The organism is Sphingomonas faeni, assembly GCF_003053745.1.
GTDB classification, from domain to species: domain Bacteria; phylum Pseudomonadota; class Alphaproteobacteria; order Sphingomonadales; family Sphingomonadaceae; genus Sphingomonas; species Sphingomonas faeni.
Genome location: NZ_QAYE01000010.1, coordinates 25,149 through 42,074 on the forward strand (window position 1 = coordinate 25,149; position 16,926 = coordinate 42,074).

General features: G+C 66.2%; 13 protein-coding genes. 8 read left to right on the top strand and 5 right to left on the bottom strand.

Features of this window, described 5'->3' with window-relative positions; genetic code table 11:
* Window positions 1–45 precede the first annotated feature (45 nt).
* A complete protein-coding gene (locus C8J25_RS17165; RefSeq protein ID WP_107955601.1) occupies window positions 46–1,521 on the bottom strand; it encodes a leucyl aminopeptidase in 1,476 nt (491 codons plus the stop codon).
* Between the two features lie 182 nt (window positions 1,522–1,703).
* Here C8J25_RS17165 and C8J25_RS17170 point away from each other — a divergent pair, with 182 nt between their 5' ends.
* The 4 genes from C8J25_RS17170 to rsmA all read left to right on the top strand — a co-directional run bounded on the left by C8J25_RS17170 (window position 1,704) and on the right by rsmA (window position 7,380).
* Window positions 1,704–3,968: an LPS-assembly protein LptD gene (locus C8J25_RS17170; RefSeq protein WP_425275478.1), complete on the top strand. Its 2,265-nt coding sequence runs from the start codon at window positions 1,704–1,706 to the stop codon at window positions 3,966–3,968.
* A gap of 79 nt (window positions 3,969–4,047) precedes the next feature.
* Complete coding sequence (locus C8J25_RS17175; protein WP_425275479.1) at window positions 4,048–5,538, top strand: peptidylprolyl isomerase; 1,491 nt, start codon at window positions 4,048–4,050, stop codon at window positions 5,536–5,538.
* Window positions 5,516–6,553 (top strand): 4-hydroxythreonine-4-phosphate dehydrogenase PdxA, encoded by a 1,038-nt coding sequence (gene pdxA / locus C8J25_RS17180; protein ID WP_107955603.1) that lies wholly within the window; start codon window positions 5,516–5,518, stop codon window positions 6,551–6,553. Before C8J25_RS17175 ends, pdxA begins: the two co-directional genes overlap by 23 nt.
* A gap of 11 nt (window positions 6,554–6,564) precedes the next feature.
* Window positions 6,565–7,380 carry a 16S rRNA (adenine(1518)-N(6)/adenine(1519)-N(6))-dimethyltransferase RsmA gene (gene rsmA, locus C8J25_RS17185; RefSeq protein WP_107955676.1) on the top strand — a complete coding sequence of 272 codons (816 nt, stop codon included), beginning with the start codon at window positions 6,565–6,567 and terminating at the stop codon, window positions 7,378–7,380.
* Between the two features lie 118 nt (window positions 7,381–7,498).
* Here the strand turns inward: rsmA and C8J25_RS17190 are convergent, their stop codons facing one another.
* From C8J25_RS17190 to guaB, 3 genes are all read right to left on the bottom strand, one after another.
* Window positions 7,499–8,032: a tetratricopeptide repeat protein gene (locus C8J25_RS17190; RefSeq protein ID WP_107955677.1), complete on the bottom strand. Its 534-nt coding sequence runs from the start codon at window positions 8,030–8,032 to the stop codon at window positions 7,499–7,501.
* Window positions 8,033–8,055: 23 nt separating this feature from the next.
* Window positions 8,056–9,243, bottom strand: a complete 1,188-nt coding sequence (locus C8J25_RS17195) for an RsmB/NOP family class I SAM-dependent RNA methyltransferase (protein ID WP_107955604.1) — start codon at window positions 9,241–9,243, stop codon at window positions 8,056–8,058.
* 495 nt (window positions 9,244–9,738) lie between these two features.
* Entirely contained in the window at window positions 9,739–11,196 is a 1,458-nt protein-coding gene (gene guaB, locus C8J25_RS17200) for an IMP dehydrogenase (protein WP_056048837.1), read from the bottom strand.
* 120 nt (window positions 11,197–11,316) lie between these two features.
* On the opposite strand from guaB, the gene C8J25_RS17205 reads away from it, so the two are divergent.
* On the top strand, window positions 11,317–12,303 hold the full coding sequence (locus tag C8J25_RS17205; RefSeq protein ID WP_107955605.1) for an SPFH domain-containing protein: 987 nt from the start codon (window positions 11,317–11,319) through the stop codon (window positions 12,301–12,303).
* Window positions 12,303–12,740 carry an NfeD family protein gene (locus C8J25_RS17210; RefSeq protein WP_107955606.1) on the top strand — a complete coding sequence of 146 codons (438 nt, stop codon included), beginning with the start codon at window positions 12,303–12,305 and terminating at the stop codon, window positions 12,738–12,740. The genes C8J25_RS17205 and C8J25_RS17210 overlap by 1 nt, the downstream gene beginning before the upstream one ends.
* A gap of 135 nt (window positions 12,741–12,875) precedes the next feature.
* On the opposite strand, the gene C8J25_RS17215 is transcribed toward C8J25_RS17210, so the two are convergent.
* Entirely contained in the window at window positions 12,876–14,486 is a 1,611-nt protein-coding gene (locus tag C8J25_RS17215) for a phosphoenolpyruvate carboxykinase (RefSeq protein ID WP_107955607.1), read from the bottom strand.
* Window positions 14,487–14,665: 179 nt separating this feature from the next.
* Between C8J25_RS17215 and C8J25_RS17220 the strand changes: the two genes are divergently transcribed.
* Window positions 14,666–15,373 carry a response regulator transcription factor gene (locus tag C8J25_RS17220; protein ID WP_056058673.1) on the top strand — a complete coding sequence of 236 codons (708 nt, stop codon included), beginning with the start codon at window positions 14,666–14,668 and terminating at the stop codon, window positions 15,371–15,373.
* Window positions 15,342–16,925, top strand: a complete 1,584-nt coding sequence (locus tag C8J25_RS17225; protein ID WP_107955608.1) for a sensor histidine kinase — start codon at window positions 15,342–15,344, stop codon at window positions 16,923–16,925. Before C8J25_RS17220 ends, C8J25_RS17225 begins: the two co-directional genes overlap by 32 nt.
* The last annotated feature ends 1 nt before the right edge of the window (window position 16,926 follow it).

Genomic DNA, 16,926 nt, shown 5'->3' on the forward strand with positions numbered 1-16,926 from the left:
AGCTGGGCCCCCGCGTCCGCGGGGGAACAGTTTGCTCCTTGGAGCTTACCCCTCGAAATTGTCCGCCACGAACTGGTCGAGCAACCGCACGCCGTATCCGGTTGCGCCCTTGTCGTGGTTGGTGCCCGGCTTGTCGGACCAGACCATGCCGGCGATGTCGAGATGTGCCCACTTCACGCCCTCGTCTACGAAGCGCTTGATGAACTGCGCCGCGGTGATCGAGCCGGCGCCGCGGGGGCCGACGTTCTTCATGTCGGCGATCGGCGAGTCGATCAGCTTGTCGTAGGCGGGCGACAGCGGGAAGCGCCAGAGCGTGTCGCCGGTGGTCTTGCCCGCCGCGATCAGCTGATCCGCCAGCGTATCGTCATTGGCGAAGATGCCGCCATTCTCGGTACCGAGCGCGACGATCATCGCGCCGGTGAGCGTGGCGAGATCGACGATCGTGGTTGGCTTGTGCGCCTGCTGCACCCAGGTCACGCAATCGCAGAGCACGAGGCGACCCTCGGCGTCGGTGTTGAGCACTTCGATGGTCTGGCCCGACATCGAGGTGATGACGTCGCTCGGACGCAGCGCGGCGCCGTCGGGCATGTTCTCGACCAAGCCCATCACGCCAACGACGTTCGCCTTGGCCTTGCGGCTCGCCAGCGCCTTCATCGCGCCGGCAACGGCGCCAGCGCCGCCCATGTCCCACTTCATGTCTTCCATGCCCGCGCCGGGCTTGATCGAGATGCCGCCCGAATCGAACGTCACGCCCTTGCCGACGAACGCCAGCGTCGGAGCGTCGGCCCCTGCCCCGTTCCACTTGAGCGCGAGAATGCGTGCTTCACGGCGCGAGCCCTGGCTGACACCGAGCAGCGAGCCCATGCCAAGCTCGGTCATCTGCGCCTCGTCGAGCACGGTGATCTCGAGCCCGAGACCCTCGACGTCCTTCGTCACCTTCTCGACGAAGCTCTCGGGATAGACGACGTTCGGCGGCGAGGTGACCAGCCAGCGCGTCAGGTCGAGACCGCCGGTGACGGCGGACGCTTCGGCCCAAGCCGCATCGGTGCCGTCCGGCGCACCGGCGATGGTGATCTCGGTCAGCGTCGGCTTCGACTTCTCGGCGAGCTTCGTGCGGTACGTGTCGTAGCGCCATGCGCGCTGAGCTGCGGCAGCGGAGAAGTGCGCAGCGGCCTTGGCAGTCGGCGTGGCACCGGCCGAGAGGTCGGCGACGACCGACGTCGCGCCCGAGGTCAGCAAGCGCGCGGTGATCGCACCGCCGGCCTTCTCCCAATCGGCGGTTTCGCCAGCACCGACGCCGACGAGAAGAACCTGGCGAACCGCGCCGTCGACGGGCACGAACAGCTCGACGACCGAGCCTGCTTCACATGCAAAGCGTGCCGCAGCCGCTGCGCTGGTCGCCACCGCCTCGCCATCGCCGCCGATCGCGCTCCAATCGATCTTCGCCAAGCCGTCCTTCGCGACCGGCACGGCAAGGATCGGGGCGTTGGCGGGAACGGTCGGGGCGAAGACGATCTGCATGAAGAAACCTCGGGAAGCTTTGAACGGTAGGATGGGCTTGGCCCTAAGTTGATGCCGCGGGCTTGGCAAAGCAAGGTGGCGGCCTGTCATCTCACGGCGATTGCAGCGAAGCGCCGGTGATGCGATAGGCGGGCGATATGGCGGCAAACGGCTGCCCAGTGCCAAAGGGGTTGGTTCGGATCGTGTTGCGTATCGACCTTTTGACGGGTTGCGCCCTTTCGCTCGCTTTGGCGACCGGGATCGCGGCCGCGCCTGCCCAGGCTCAGGACTTCCAGAACCGTCCGGTCGCGCCACCGGTGCAGGACCCGCCGGTCGCCAACGCGTCGACAACGACGCCGGCCGACGACCAGGTACAGTTCAGCTCGACCGCGCTGGAATACAACACCAACACCGATATCGTCACCGCCACCGGTGAAGTCCGGATGTTCCGCCAGGGCAGCCGCCTGCGCGCCGACAAGGTCGTGTGGGACCGCAAGACCGGCAAGGTCGTCGCGACCGGCAACATCGCGGTCACCAATCCCGAAGGCGACATAGCGTACGGCGACGAGATCAACCTGACCGATTCGCTGAAGGACGGCGTGGTCGACAACATGCTCGTCGTGCTCGAACAGGGCGGACGCCTTGCCGCACAGCAGGGTACGCGCGACGCCGACGGCACGGTCAATTTGAAGACCGCCGCCTACACGCCGTGCAGCGTCACCAACACCGCCGGTTGCCCCAAGGAACCGACGTGGAAGATCACCGCGGTCCGCGTCACCTATCGCCCCGAGCGGAAGCGCATCTTCTACAAGGGCGCACGGCTTCACCTGTTCGGCCTGCCGAGCCTGCCGCTTCCCGAGTTCTCGAACCCGGTCGGTGGCGGCAGCGACAGTGGCCTGCTCTCGCCGAATGGCGGGTATAGCCGCGTCAACGGCGTCGAAGTCAGCGTCCCCTATTACTGGAAGCTCGCCCCAAACCAGGGGCTGGTCATCACGCCGCACATCTACAGCAGCGTGCTGCCGATGGCGCAGGTCGATTATTCCGCCCTCAATTCCATGGGCGCGTTCAAGGTGCGCGCCTATGCGACCGAAAGCCGGCGCAGTGACGATCTGGCGACCGCCAACACGGCCGACACGAGCATGGCGTTCCGCGGCTATATCGACGGCATGGCGCGCTATCAGTTGACGCCGAACTGGACCGCGAGCGGGTCGCTGCGCCTGACGACCGACCGGACGTTCCTGCGCCGCTACGACATTTCGCGCGACGACCGGTTGCGCACCACGGCAACCCTGGAGCGGATCGACGACAGCAGCTATTTCTCGCTGAGCGGCTGGTACGCGCAGACGTTGCGCGTCGCCGACAGCCAGGGACGGCAGCCGATCGCGCTGCCCGAAATCGACTATCGCAAGCGGTTCGACGATGGCATCGTCGGCGGCCGATTCCAACTCCAGCTGAACACGCTGGCGCTGACTCGCACCGATGGCCAGGACACGCAGCGCGCATTCGCGAGCCTGCAATGGGATTTGCGCCGCTTTACGAATTGGGGCCAGGAGGTCACGTTCACAGCGTTCGCGCGCGGTGATCTTTACAATAGCAACGAGATCAGTTCGGAGATTTCCACCTATCAGGGGTTCGGCGGCTTTCGCCAGCGCGCCATCGGTGCGGCTGCGGTCGATGTGAAATGGCCATTCATCGGTACGTTCCTGGGCGGCACGCAACGCTTTACGCCTCAGGTTCAGTTCGTTGCGGCGCCCAAGGTCGCCAATATTTCGTTACCGAACGAGGATTCGCGCGCGGTCGACCTCGACGACACCAACCTGTTCTCGCTCAATCGCTTCGCCGGCTATGATCGGTTCGAGGATTCGTCGCGCGTCACCTATGGTGGCGAATGGGCGCTCGACCTACCGGGGATCGCGTTCACGACCAACGTCGGCCAGAGCTATCGCGTCGACAAGCGGCCGACCATCCTGCCCGACGGTACCGGGCTCAGCGACCGGTTCTCCGACATCGTCGGGCGCAGCGAGCTTCGATTCCGCGACTTCGTCTCGATCGTCCACCGCTACCGGCTCGACAAGGACGGCTTCGCGATCCGCCGCAATGAGCTGGACGCGACGATCGGCTCGCGCGCGACCTATGTGCTGGTCGGGTATCTCAAGCTCAACCGCAACATCAATGCCTCGATCGAGGATCTGCGCGACCGCGAGGAGGTCCGCGTTGCGGGCCGGGTACAGTTCGCGCGATTCTGGTCCGCGTTCGGCTCGGGCGTGGTTGATCTCACCAATGCGTCAGAGGATCCTCTCTCCCGCAGCGACGGCTTCACGCCGATCCGCCACCGGCTGGGCGTCCAGTATGAGGACGACTGCCTGCGTCTCGGCGGAACCTGGCGGCGGACGTACAACGACACCGGCGACGCGCGTAAGGGCAACAGCTTCCTGTTGACGCTGGCCTTCACCAACCTCGGCCGCTAAGCCCGCGTTCAGCTACTTTGAGGCAAACGTCGCCGGATATGCGCCGCCATGGCAATGACGGTGCGGATTACGGCGTGCGATGATGGGATACCGACACTTGAAGCATGATGTTCGACTGGCGGCGCGTGGCGGCCGTGTGATCGGTTCTGTGGTTCTGGCTGCGCTGGCGGCGGGCGCGATCGCTCAGGCGGTGCCTCCCAAGGCCGCGCAGGGCAAACGCGGCGCGCGGCCTGCGCCGACCCAGCCGAAGCAGGGTCAGCCTGCCCAGGCCCAGCCGGCGCCCTCGGCTCCGAGACAGACGGTCCAGGACCAGAGCGTGCCGGACAATACCGGTCTCGACATCCCGACCAACCTCCAGATCTTCGGCAAGGTCGACCCCAACGTCCGCAAGCCGACCGCGATCGTCAACGATACCGTCATTACCGGTACCGACGTCGACCAGCGCGTCGCCCTGGTGGCAATGGCGAACGAGGCGAAGCTGTCGCCCGAAGATCGCGAGCGGCTGAAGCTACAGGTCCTGCGCCAGTTGATCGACGAGACGCTTCAGATCCAGGAAGCCAAGACCGCCGACATCACGATCACCCCCGCCGAGCTGACTCAGAGCTATGATGGCGTGTCGAAGCGCTTCAATCGTACGCCGGTCGCGATGCGCGCCTATCTGCGCGAATCCGGATCGTCCGAGCGGTCGCTCAAGCGCCAGATCGAGGGCGAACTCGCCTGGCAGCGCTATCTGCGTCGCCGCGTCGAGCCGTTCGTCAACGTCGGCGACGAGGAAGTGAAGTCGATCATCGATCGTCTCCAGGCGGCCAAGGGCACCGACGAGTTCAACCTCAAGGAAATCTATCTCGCGGCGACGCCGGCGAACAGCCAGCAGGTCTATGCGAACGCCAAGCAGATCCTGCAGGAGATTCAAAAGGGCGCGCAGCCGTTCGAATATTACGCGCGGCAGTTCTCGGAAGCGTCGACGCGTGCGGTCGGTGGCGATCTTGGGTGGATCCGTGCGGCGACTTTGCCGGGGCAGTTGGCTGAGGCGGCTACGACGATGCAGGTCGGCCAGGTGGCTGGACCTATCGAGGTCTCGGGTGGCTATTCGATCCTGTACCTGACCGACAAGCGGCAGGTGCTGACCGCCGATCCGCGTGACGCGAAGCTCAGCCTGAAGCAGCTGACGTTGCGCTTTCCGCCGAACACCAACCAGGCACAGGCATCTGCGCGCGCACAGGCGTTTGCCAAGGCGACGCAGGAGTTGCGTGGCTGTGGTACCGTCGAGAAGGTTGCGGCCGGGATCGGTGCGGATGTGGTCGACAACGACACGGTGCGGATCCGCGATTTGCCGCCGCAGCTTCAGGAAGTGATGCTGAAGCTTCAGGTCGGCGAGTCGAGCCCGCCTTTCGGGTCCGCCGAACAGGGCGTTCGCGCGCTGGTGCTCTGCGGTCGCGACGAGGCGGCTGGCGGTTCGGTGCCGAACTCCGAGCAGATCCAGGGGCAGCTCGAACAGCAGCGCGTCAACCTGCGCGCCCAGCAGAAGCTGCGCGATCTGCGGCGCGATGCCGTGGTCGAATATCGGTGATCGGATCGTGACCCGCATCTCGCCGCTGGCGGTGTCGATGGGCGATCCTGCTGGGATCGGGCCCGAGATCATCGCCAAGGCCTGGGATGCGCGTGAAGCTCATCACTTGCCGCCGTTCGTCGCGGTCGGCGATGCGCGGGCGATCGAGCGGGTATGGGCCGGTCCGATCGCGCGGATTGCCGATCTGAGCGCGGCGGCGGCGGTGTTCGGCGAGGCGTTGCCGGTGCTGACGGTGGGCGATGCGGGAGCGATCGTACCGGGTGAGCCCGATGCGGACGGCGCGCGCTGTGCGCTGCATTCGCTTGAGCTGGCGGTCGGTCTCGTTCGCACCGGCGCGGCGCGTGCGCTGGTGACCGGTCCCGTATCGAAGTCGCAGTTGTACGCGATCGGCTTCAGCCATCCAGGGCAGACCGAGTTCGTCGCCGAGCGCTACGGCGTCGCGGGGGACAATGCGGTGATGATGCTGGCGGGACCGTCGCTGAAGGTGGTGCCGATCACCACGCACGTGCCTTTGAAGGACGTATCCGCGCTGCTGACGGTCGACCTGATCGTCGCGAAAGCGCGTGCGACGGCTCGGGGGTTGTGGCGCAACTTTGGGATCGAGAACCCCCGGCTCGCCTTTGCCGGCCTCAATCCGCATGCCGGCGAGCAGGGCGCGCTGGGGCGGGAAGAGATCGAGATCATCGCCCCGGCGATCGCGCTCCTTCGCGAGGAAGGCATCGATGCGACCGGGCCCTTTGCCGCGGACACGATGTTCCATCCGCGGGCGCGTGCGACGTACGATGTCGTCATGTGCTGCTATCACGATCAGGCGCTCGTGCCGCTCAAGACGATCCATTTCGATGAGGGCGTGAACATGACGCTGGGCTTGCCGATCGTGCGGACCTCGCCCGATCACGGCACCGCGTTCGCGATCGCGGGCAAGAACCTTGCCGAGCCTGGCGCGATGATCGCGGCGATCGCGATGGCGGGTGAAGCGGCGGACCGGCGCGCTCAGACCGCTGCCCAGTCGTGAGCGAGGCTGCATTGACGGAGCTCCCTCCGCTGCGCGAGGTGATCGCGCGATATGGGCTCAATGCGAGCAAGGCGCTTGGGCAGAACTTCCTGTTCGATGGTCAATTGCTCAAGCGCATCGCAGCGGTGCCGGGCGATCTTCAGGATGCCGAAGTGCTCGAAGTCGGGCCCGGTCCTGGTGGCCTGACCCGCGCGTTGCTCGCTGCGGGTGCGCGGGTGACGGCGATCGAGCGGGACCGGCGGTGTATTCCGGCGCTGGCAGAGCTTGGTGAGGCGTATCCGGGTCGGCTGCGGGTCATCGAGGGCGACGCGATGGAGGTCGACGCGCCTGCGCTGTTCGAGGGCAAGCCGCATATCGTGTCGAACCTGCCGTACAACATCGGCACGGCGTTGCTGGTCGGGTGGCTGTCTACGTCTTGGCTGCCGTGGTGGCAGTCGTGCACGCTGATGTTCCAGAAGGAAGTCGCCGAGCGGATCGTCGCGAAGACGAATGACGATCATTACGGGCGGCTGGCGGTGCTGGCGCAGTGGCGCTCGAGCGCGCGGATCGCGATGCCGGTGCACCGGTCGGCGTTCACGCCGCCGCCTAAGGTTATGTCTGCGGTGGTGCATCTGACGCCTGTGGAGGCGCCGGAGGGGGTAAACTTTGCGGTTCTGGAGCGACTGACGGGCGCGGCTTTTGGCCAGCGGCGGAAGATGTTGCGGCAGAGCCTCAAGGGTGTGCCGGGGGCGCTCGACGCGCTGGAGCGGATTGGGGTTGAGGCTACGCGTCGGGCCGAGACGCTTTCCGTTGCCGACTTTGTGGCGTTGGCGAAGGCGGTCGGCTGATCTCCCCCCTCCCTGGAAGGGAGGGGTCGGGGGTGGGTCGGTTTCCGTATGAGGTGACGTCGGCGACACGAGCCGGCCTACCCACCCCCAACCCCTCCCTTTCAGGGAGGGGAGCGCTTTAGTCGTTGGCCGCTACCGGGGTCTTCTCGACCTGCGCGGTCGCAATCGGCGGCCCCTTAGCAATTACCGCCGCGAGTTGCGTCGCTTCGGGGCAGACACCTTTGCAGAGCGTGCGGATCTTCACGAGGTTGTCCTTCGCGCGGACCACGGCGCCCTTGGCAACCAGAGCCTCGCCCTGCCCCTTCAATGCGGCGACGTCGTTCGGCTCCAGCAGCAAGGCCTCGCGGTACAGGCGGATCGCCTTGCCCGGCAGGTCGCGCGTTTCGGCAACGCGTGCGAGCAGCAGGAACGCGCCCCGGTTGCGCGGATCGACTGCGACCGAGGTCTCCAGAATATCCGTCGCCCCGTCGAGATTCCCAGCTGCGACCAGCGAACGCCCTTGCGCCAACAACTGCATCGAACGCGCGTCGATCTGGGCGTCGGGGCGTTGGCCGCTGAGCGAAGTCGACACGCATACGACGGTCAGCGCGGCGGCAAGGGCAACGGACGAAAAACGCATCATCGTCTCCAGGCGGGATACAGGTTTGGCCATGAGTTGAGCCATAGGTCGGCTGGCTAGCACGCAGCCCGGAGGCGCGCGACAAAAAAGCCGTCGGTGCCGTCACGGCCGGGTTCGAGGCGGACGCCGTGGCCGTGCTTCGCGCCGGCGGGGAGCGACAGGGGCTCTGTCGTCCAGCCGGGATGCGCGTTGAGGAACCAGGTGACTTGGTCGGTGCCCTCGGCGTCGAGCAGCGAGCAGACGATGTAGACGAGCGCGCCGCCGGGCTTGACCAGCGTGGCGGCCACGGAGAGCACCTGCTGCTGCGTCGATTGCAGCCGCGAGACGCGGTCGGGGGTGAGCCGCCAGCGCGCCTCGGGATTGCGCCGCCATGTGCCGGTGCCCGAGCAGGGGGCGTCGACAAGCACGCCATCGGCGCGACCGGCCCATTCGCTGAGCGCTTCGATTTCGCGCGTCGGGTTGAGCAGGCGGCTCTCGACGATCGTTGCACCGGCGCGCGTGGCACGCGGGGTGAGGCGCGAGAGGCGGTTGCGGTCGGTGTCGCAGGCGAGGATCACGCCTTCATTCTTCATCGTCGCCGCGAGCGCGAGCGTCTTGCCGCCCGCGCCTGCGCAAAGATCGACGATCCGTTCGCCGGGCTTTGCCTGCATCGCGAGGCCGACCAGCTGGCTACCTTCGTCCTGCACTTCGAGCGCGCCTTCGTTGAAGAGCGGGAGTGCTTCGACGTTGGTGCCTGTGGGGAGGCGGATGCTGTCGGGGGCATGCGGGGTGGCTTCGGCTTCGGGAAGTGCTGCCAGGACGGTCGCGCGGTCGGCGATCAGCGTGTTGACGCGGAGATCGAGCGTGGCGCGGCCGGCTAGGTCTGTAAGGGCGCCGCCGTCGAGGCCGGAGGCGCGGAGGGCCTTGCTCAGCCACTGTGGCGCGACGCCGGCACGGGCGCGGGGTTCATCCTTGGCGATCGGGGCTGGGGCGTGGGTAGAGCCGTCGAAGGTGGCGGCGACTTCCGGATCGGCATCGGCGACGAGCAGCATCGCGGTGCGGCCGTTTTCGGGGCGGTCACCGGCCTTGCGGATTGCGGCGTAGACGAGGTCGCGGACGGCGCGGCGGTCCTTGGAGCCGGCGTAGCGGCGGGTCTGGAAATAGCGCGCGATCAGCGTGTCGGCGGCGGCGCCGGACTCGCGGGCGGCGGCGATGATCTGGTCGAGGAGCTCGATCGCGGCCTGGGTGCGTGCTGGGGGAGTCACTTCTGGGCTCCCGACTTCGCGTGGGTTCGGGAGGAGGCTTGGTAGGGAGTGTTCGTCATCATCCCCTCCCCTAGCCCCTCCCGCGGGCGGGAGGGGAATAATTTCGGGGCTTGGGGCGAGTCGGGTGGTTAGCACCCTCTCCCTCCGTCATCCCGGCGGACGCCGGGACCCATGGACACGGCGTACCCGGCGATAGCGTGCAGCCACCACCCAAACCGCAACCATGGGTCCCGGCGTTCGCCGGGATGACGAAAAATGAAATGAGAGCGTTGGATAAGAGGAGCGAGCGCGGATAGCGGAGATCCCCGCGAATAGTCGCGGGCTCTGGCCACGACGGCGATTATGGCGCCACGTAGCGACGGGAACGACGATCTTCCCTCCCTGAAAGGGAGGGGTTGGGGGTGGGTTGGCTCGTTTTAGCCACTGGCAGACGAGCTTGAGGAAGCCGACCCACCCCCGGCCCCTCCCTTTCAGGGATGGGGGGGGGTCCCGCCCTTAGCGCGTCGGGTAGTTTGGCGCTTCCCGCGTGATCGTCACGTCGTGAACATGGCTCTCCATCAACCCGGCACCCGTGATCTGCACGAACTCCGCCCGCGCCTGGAGATCCGGGATCGTCGCCGAGCCGGTATAGCCCATCGCCGCCTTGATACCGCCGACCAACTGGTGAACGACATCCCTCGCCGGGCCCTTGTACGCGACCTGGCCCTCGATGCCTTCGGGGACGAGCTTCAGCTGGTCCTTGATGTCGCCCTGGAAATAGCGATCCGCAGACCCGCGGCCCATTGCGCCGACCGAGCCCATGCCGCGGTACGACTTGTACGCACGCCCCTGGTACAGGAACGTCTCGCCGGGCGCTTCGTCGGTGCCTGCAAGCAGCGAGCCGATCATTACAGTCGAAGCTCCCGCCGCAAGCGCCTTCGCCATGTCACCCGAGGTGCGGATGCCGCCGTCGGCGATCACGGGCACGCCGGCCTTGTGACCCGCCTCCGCGCAATCCATCACCGCGGTCAGCTGCGGCACGCCGACGCCGGCGACGACGCGGGTGGTGCAGATCGAGCCAGGGCCGATGCCGACCTTGATCCCGTCCGCGCCCGCGCCGATCAGCGCACGCGTCGCTTCGCCTGTGGCGACGTTGCCCGCCACCACCTGGACAGAGTTGGACAGCTTCTTCACGCGCTCGACCGCCCGGCCGACGTCGCGGTTATGGCCGTGCGCAGTGTCGATCACGATGAGATCGCAGCCGGCATCGACAAGCTGTTCGGTCCGGTCGAAGCCCTTGTCGCCGACCGTCGTCGCGGCGGCCACGCGAAGACGGCCCGCCTCGTCCTTGGTCGCATCGGGGAACATCACCGCCTTCTCGATGTCCTTGACGGTGATCAGCCCGACGCAGCGATACTGCGCGTCGACCACCAGCAGCTTCTCGATCCGGCGGGCGTGGAGCAGGCGGCGTGCCTCTTCCTTGCCGACTTCGGTCGAGACCGTCGCGAGGTTCTCGTGCGTCATCAGTTCGCTGACGGGCTGCTTCGGATCGCCCGCGAAACGCACGTCGCGGTTGGTGAGGATACCGACGAGCTTGCCGTCCGCCTCGACGACCGGGATGCCGCTGATGCGGTGGCCCGACATGAGCGCCTGCGCCTCGCCGAGCGTGGCGGTCGGCTTGATCGTGATTGGGTTGACCACCATGCCCGACTCGAACCGCTTGACCTGGCGGACCGCGATGACCTGCTCCTCGACGGTCAAATTGCGGTGGAGCACGCCGATCCCGCCGAGCTGCGCCATCACGATCGCCATGTCGGCTTCGGTAACGGTGTCCATCGCGGACGAGAGGATCGGGATGTTGAGCGCGATGCCGCGCGTCAGCTGAGTCCGGGTATCGGCCTGGCTTGGCAGCACGTCCGATTCCCCCGGATACAGGAGGACGTCGTCGAAAGTGAGGCCGAGGCGGATATCCATGAGAGCTGCCGTTCCTGGGTGTGAGGTGGCGCGCCATGTAACCAAAGGCGCGGCGTACGGCTAGGCCTGTCCTTCGCCCACGTGCTATAGCGGTGCGATACACGGATGGGGGATTGTTCGATGGGCCTGATCGTTGCCGCGCTCCTGCTGGCGCTGGTGCTGCTGTACCTCTTCACCAGCATCAAGATCGTCCACCAAGGCTATCAATACACGATCGAGCATTTCGGCCGCTTCACGACGGTCGCGCGGCCTGGCTTCAATTTCTACCCGGCGTTTTTCTACCGCGTCGGGCGGAAAGTGAACATGATGGAGCAGGTGATCGACATCCCCGGCCAGGAGATCATCACCAAGGACAATGCGATGATCTCGACCGACGGGGTCGTGTTCTTCCAGGTGCTCGACTCGGCCAAGGCGGCATACGAGGTGTCGGATTTGTACCAGGCGCTGTTGCAGCTCACGACGACCAACCTGCGCACGGTGATGGGGTCGATGGACCTCGACGAGACGCTGTCGAAGCGTGACGAGATCAATGCGCGGCTGCTCAACGTGGTCGATCATGCGACGACGCCGTGGGGGGTGAAGATCACTCGGGTCGAGATCAAGGACATCCGTCCGCCGGCCGACATCGTCAATGCGATGGGGCGGCAGATGAAGGCCGAGCGCGAGAAACGGGCCAACATTCTCGACGCCGAGGGCTCGCGGGCTTCCGAGATACTTCGGGCCGAGGGGCAGAAGCAGGCGCGTATCCTTGAGTCCGAGGGGCGCAAGGAATCAGCGTTCCGCGATGCCGAGGCGCGTGAGCGGGCGGCTGTGGCGGAGGCTTCGGCGACGCGTGCTGTATCTCAGGCGATCGAGGAGGGTGGCGCGCAGGCGATCAACTACTTCATCGCGCAGAAATACGTCGAGGCGATCGGCAAGTTCGCGACCTCGCCCAATGCGAAGACGATCCTGTTTCCGGTCGAGGCTACGCAGTTGATGGGGACGCTTGGGGGGATTGGGGAACTGGCCAAGGATGCTTTGCGCGATGCTACCGCGTCGCCGCCGGCCAAGCCTGCCGCTCGGGGTCCGTTCGAGTTGTCCAAGTCGACCGAGGTTCCGAAGAACTGATGGACGCGATCGGGGCGGCTGGCGCTTGGTTGATCGCGGCGCTGGTTCTGGGGATTGCCGAGTTGGCGGTGCCGGGCGTGTTCCTGGTGTTTCTCGCGATTGCAGCAGCGGTGACGGGCGTGGCGGTGTTCGTGTTGCCGGACTTGCCGGTGGCGGCGCAACTGGCTGCCTTTGGCGTTTGGAGCGCGGTTACCGTGCTGATCGGGAAGCGCTGGTACCAGGATTACCCGGTCGAGGGTGGGGATCCGATGTTGAATGATCGCTCGGCGCGGCTGGTGGGTCAGGTTGTGGTAGTGGAGACCGCGCTGGTTGGCGGGCGTGGCCGGGTTCTGGTGGGCGACGGGAGTTGGCCGGCTCGGGGTGCGGATGCTGCGGCCGGAGCGCGCGTTCGGGTAACGGCGGTCGTCGATGGTGAGGTGGTGGTGGAGGCGCTCTAAACCCTCTCCCTTCAGGGGAGAGGGAAGCCGCGTAGCGGCGCGGGTGAGGGCACGCCGTATCACGTGCCCTCACCTTCCCACCCGACTTCGTCGTGCGGGCCCCTTCCTCTCACCTGTAGGGAGAGGAGCTAAGAGCTAGGCCGCCTCTTTCACCTTCGGCGCTGCCTGCCGGACACCCTCGTCGACATGATCCGCGAACTGCGCGAAGTTCTCCACGAACAGGTCGACCAGCTTCGCGGCCGTGGCGTCGTACGCGTCCTTGTCCGCCCATGTCGTGCGCGGATCGAGGATCGCGCTGTCGACTCCCGGTACGCTTACCGGCACCTGGAAGCCGAAGTTCGGATCAGTCCGGAACTCGGCATCGTTCAAACTCCCGTCAAGCGCCGCGTTCAGCAACGCCCGCGTTGCCTTGATCGGCATGCGGTTGCCGACGCCGTATTTGCCGCCGGTCCAGCCGGTGTTGACCAGCCAGCAATCGACGCCGCCCTTGGCGATCCGCTCCTTGAGCAGATTGCCGTACACCGACGGATGCCGCGGCATGAACGGCGCGCCGAAGCAGGTCGAGAAGGTCGCGTCCGGCTCGGTCACGCCGATCTCGGTCCCGGCGACGCGCGCGGTGTAGCCCGAGAGGAAGTGATACATCGCCTGGTCGGGCGTGAGCTTCGCGATCGGCGGGAGGACACCGTAGGCATCCGCGGTCAGCATCACGATGTTGCGCGGGACCGGCCCCATGTTCTCGGCCGACGCATTCGGGATGAAGTCGATCGGGTAAGCGCCGCGGCTGTTCTCGGCTAGCGTATGATCGTCGAGATCGAGCAGCCGCGTCGCCGGGTCCATCACGACATTCTCCAGCACCGTTCCGAACCGCTTGGTCGTCGCGAAGATCTCCGGCTCGGCGTCCGCGGACAGGCGGATCATCTTGGCGTAGCACCCGCCCTCGAAATTGAAGACGGCGGTATCCGACCAGCCATGCTCGTCGTCGCCGATCAGCGTGCGGCTCGCGTCGGCCGACAGCGTCGTCTTGCCGGTGCCGGACAGGCCGAAGAACACCGCTGTGTCGCCGTTCGCGCCCATGTTCGCCGAGCAATGCATCGGCATCACCCCGGTCGGCGGGAGGAGGTAATTGAGGAGGCCGAACACCGACTTCTTCATCTCGCCTGCGTATTTGGTGCCGCCGATCAGGATCAGCTTGTCGGTGAAGTTGACCGCGATCACCGTCTCGCTGCGGCAGCCGTGACGTGCGGGATCGGCGCGGAAGCTCGGCAGGTCGACGATCGTATAGTCGGCGACGAAGTCCTTCAACGCCGCCTGCTCGGGTCGTACCAACATCGTCCGGATGAAGAGGTTATGCCACGCGAGTTCGGTGACGACGCGGACGTTGACGCGGTGATCGGGCTGCGAACCGCCGTACAGGTCCTGCACGAACAGCTCGTCCTTGGCGGCCAGCGCGGCGAAGAAATCCTCCTTCAGCGCGGCGAAATGCGTGGGCTCCATCGCCTTGTTGCTCTTGCCCCACCAGACCGTCGCGTCGGTCTCGGCATCGCGGACGATGAACTTGTCCTGCGCCGAGCGACCGGTATGCGCGCCCGTCTCGACGACCAGCGGGCCGTCCGCGGACAGCGTCCCCTCGTTCCGCTCCAACGCCGCCTCGACGAGCTGCGCGGTGACCAGGTTCCAGTGTAGTTTGGCGCGGGTTTCGATCCCCTGCGCGGATAGGCCGACGGCCGGAATACGCTCGCTCGACACGGGCTCTCTCTCCTAAGTTTTATCGCATACGTATGTATGTCGTTGCGCCCGGCTGTACGGGGCAGTTTTCCACCGGTCAAATCCACCGATCTGCAGCGCCGTCCCGATAAGGCTCTAGTTGAGTGCGGCGGCGGTTTGCCCTACGCCGACACGCCAACGACCGAGGCAAAGATCCCCAGATGACGGCAACGATCGCGCTGGTCGACGACGACCGCAACATCCTGACTTCCGTGTCGATCGCGCTGCAGACCGAGGGCTTCGTCACGCGTGTCTATTCGGACGGCGAGACCGCTCTGAAGGCGCTAACCGACAACCCTCCGGACCTCGCCGTATTCGATATCAAGATGCCGAGGATGGACGGGCTCGAACTGCTCCGTCGGCTGCGCGAGAAGAGCCAAATCCCGGTGATCTTCCTGACCAGCAAGGACGACGAACTCGACGAAGCGCTCGGCCTCGCGATGGGCGCCGACGATTACATCGCCAAGCCGTTCTCGCAGCGGCTGCTGATCGCCCGTATTCGCGCGATCCTGCGACGTACCGAACTGACTCAGTCGCCGGGCACCGAGACCGAGGCTGAAGCGGCAGGACCTCTCGATCGCGGGCGGCTCAGCATGGATCCGGCGCGGCATCGCACGCTGTGGGGAGGCGAGCCGGTCACGCTGACAGTCACCGAGTTCATGATCCTCGAGACGCTCGCGCAGCGCCCTGGCATCGTGAAAACGCGAAACCAGCTGATGGATGCCGCGTATCAGGACGACATCTATGTCGATGACCGGACCATCGACAGCCACATCAAGCGACTCCGCCGCAAATTCAGGCAGGTCGACCCAGCCTTCGACGCTATCGAGACATTATATGGTGCCGGGTATCGATTTTCTGAGGAATGAGCTCGGCGTCGACGGCCGCGATCTCACGCTGCGGTGGTCGGGCCAGATCTCGCTCACCCGGCGTATCCTGGCGGTCAACATCTTCGCGTTGCTGTTGCTCGCGGGCGGGTTTTTTTACCTCGACTCGTATCGCAGCCGCGTCGTCGATAACCGGGTTGCGCAGACCGCGCGTGAAGCACGGCTGATCGGCGAGGCGATCGCCGCGGTCGATCCGGCGTTGCGCGATCCGCTGGTGCTGAGGCTTGCGCGCGATACGGGCTCGCGGATCCGGTTGTTCGATGCGGGCGGGCGGACGATCGCCGACAGCCGCGCGCTGGGCCTGCGCAACTTCGTGCTGATGGACCCCGACAAGGAAGACTGGGACCAGACGATCGCCCGTTTTCTCGACGCATCGATCGACGTGATCGTGATGGCCCCGCGCCCGCCGCTATATCGCGAGCGTAGCGGTGCACAGCAATGGCCCGACGTGAGCGCAGTCCGCGGACGCAGCGCCGTCTCGACAACGGTGTGGCGCGCGCCCGACCGTACGCCCGTACTGACCGCCGCCGCGCCGCTCAGCGCCGGCGGGGTCGTGATGACCACGGTCAACGCGCGGGACATCACAAAGACGGTCCGGATCGAGCGGTTCCGGCTCAGCATGGTGCTGCTCGGGGTATCGATAGTCTCGATCCTGCTCTCGCTGTTCTTGGCCCGCACGATCGTCCGGCCCCTCCGACGTCTCGCAAGAGCAGCGGTTCGTGTCCGCCTGGGCCGTGCGCGAGAAGTAGTCGTGCCGCGTCTGCCGTCTCGCCGCGACGAACTCGGCATGCTCGCGCGCGCGCTCTCGGACATGAGCCTCGCGCTCAGGGCGCGCATCGATGCGACGGAGGCGTTCGCCGCCGACGTCACGCACGAGATGAAGAACCCCCTCGCCTCGCTTCGGTCCGCGGTGGAGGGATTGTCGCGCGTGAAAGACCCGGCTCTTCAGGCCCAATTGCTCGCAATCGTCCGCGACGACGTGCACCGACTCGACCGCCTGCTCTCGGATATCTCCGAAGCCTCGCGACTCGATGCCCAACTCAGCCGTGCGAAGTTCGAGCCGGTCGACATCGCCGCGATGATCGACGGACTGGTCGCGCAACGCGATGCGCGTGGTGTGGAGCGCGGCATCCGCCTCCGGTTCGATCGCAACCCCGACGATCGAACGGTCATACTCGGCGAAGGCGCGCGGCTCGAACGCGTGTTCGAGAACCTGATCGACAACGCGCTGTCCTTCTCGCCCGACGCCGGCCTGATCGCGATCTCCGCAATCCGCGAGGGCGAGGACCTCGTCATTCGGGTCGAGGACGAGGGTCCGGGTGTTCCCGAGGAGGCGCGCGAGGACGTATTCAAGCGCTTCCACTCGGTCCGCCCCGACAGCGAGACGTTCGGCCAGCATTCCGGGCTGGGCCTGGCGATCGCCCGCACCATCGTCGACGGGCACCAGGGCGCGATCTTCGTCGAATCGCGCGAGGACCGGCTCGATGGCGCACGCTTCGTCGTAAGGCTACCGCTCGCCGAATTGCCGGAGTAAG

What these genes read in the sequence shown, in the direction of transcription:
- C8J25_RS17165 (WP_107955601.1), bottom strand. Translation starts at nt 1,521, where the DNA reads ATGCAGATCGTCTTCGCCCCGACCGTTCCCGCCAACGCCCCGATCCTT.
- C8J25_RS17175 (WP_425275479.1), top strand. Translation starts at nt 4,048, where the DNA reads ATGATGGGATACCGACACTTGAAGCATGATGTTCGACTGGCGGCGCGT.
- pdxA (WP_107955603.1), top strand. Translation starts at nt 5,516, where the DNA reads ATGCCGTGGTCGAATATCGGTGATCGGATCGTGACCCGCATCTCGCCG.
- C8J25_RS17190 (WP_107955677.1), bottom strand. Translation starts at nt 8,032, where the DNA reads ATGGCCAAACCTGTATCCCGCCTGGAGACGATGATGCGTTTTTCGTCC.
- guaB (WP_056048837.1), bottom strand. Translation starts at nt 11,196, where the DNA reads ATGGATATCCGCCTCGGCCTCACTTTCGACGACGTCCTCCTGTATCCG.
- C8J25_RS17205 (WP_107955605.1), top strand. Translation starts at nt 11,317, where the DNA reads ATGGGCCTGATCGTTGCCGCGCTCCTGCTGGCGCTGGTGCTGCTGTAC.
- C8J25_RS17210 (WP_107955606.1), top strand. Translation starts at nt 12,303, where the DNA reads ATGGACGCGATCGGGGCGGCTGGCGCTTGGTTGATCGCGGCGCTGGTT.
- C8J25_RS17220 (WP_056058673.1), top strand. Translation starts at nt 14,666, where the DNA reads ATGACGGCAACGATCGCGCTGGTCGACGACGACCGCAACATCCTGACT.
- C8J25_RS17225 (WP_107955608.1), top strand. Translation starts at nt 15,342, where the DNA reads ATGGTGCCGGGTATCGATTTTCTGAGGAATGAGCTCGGCGTCGACGGC.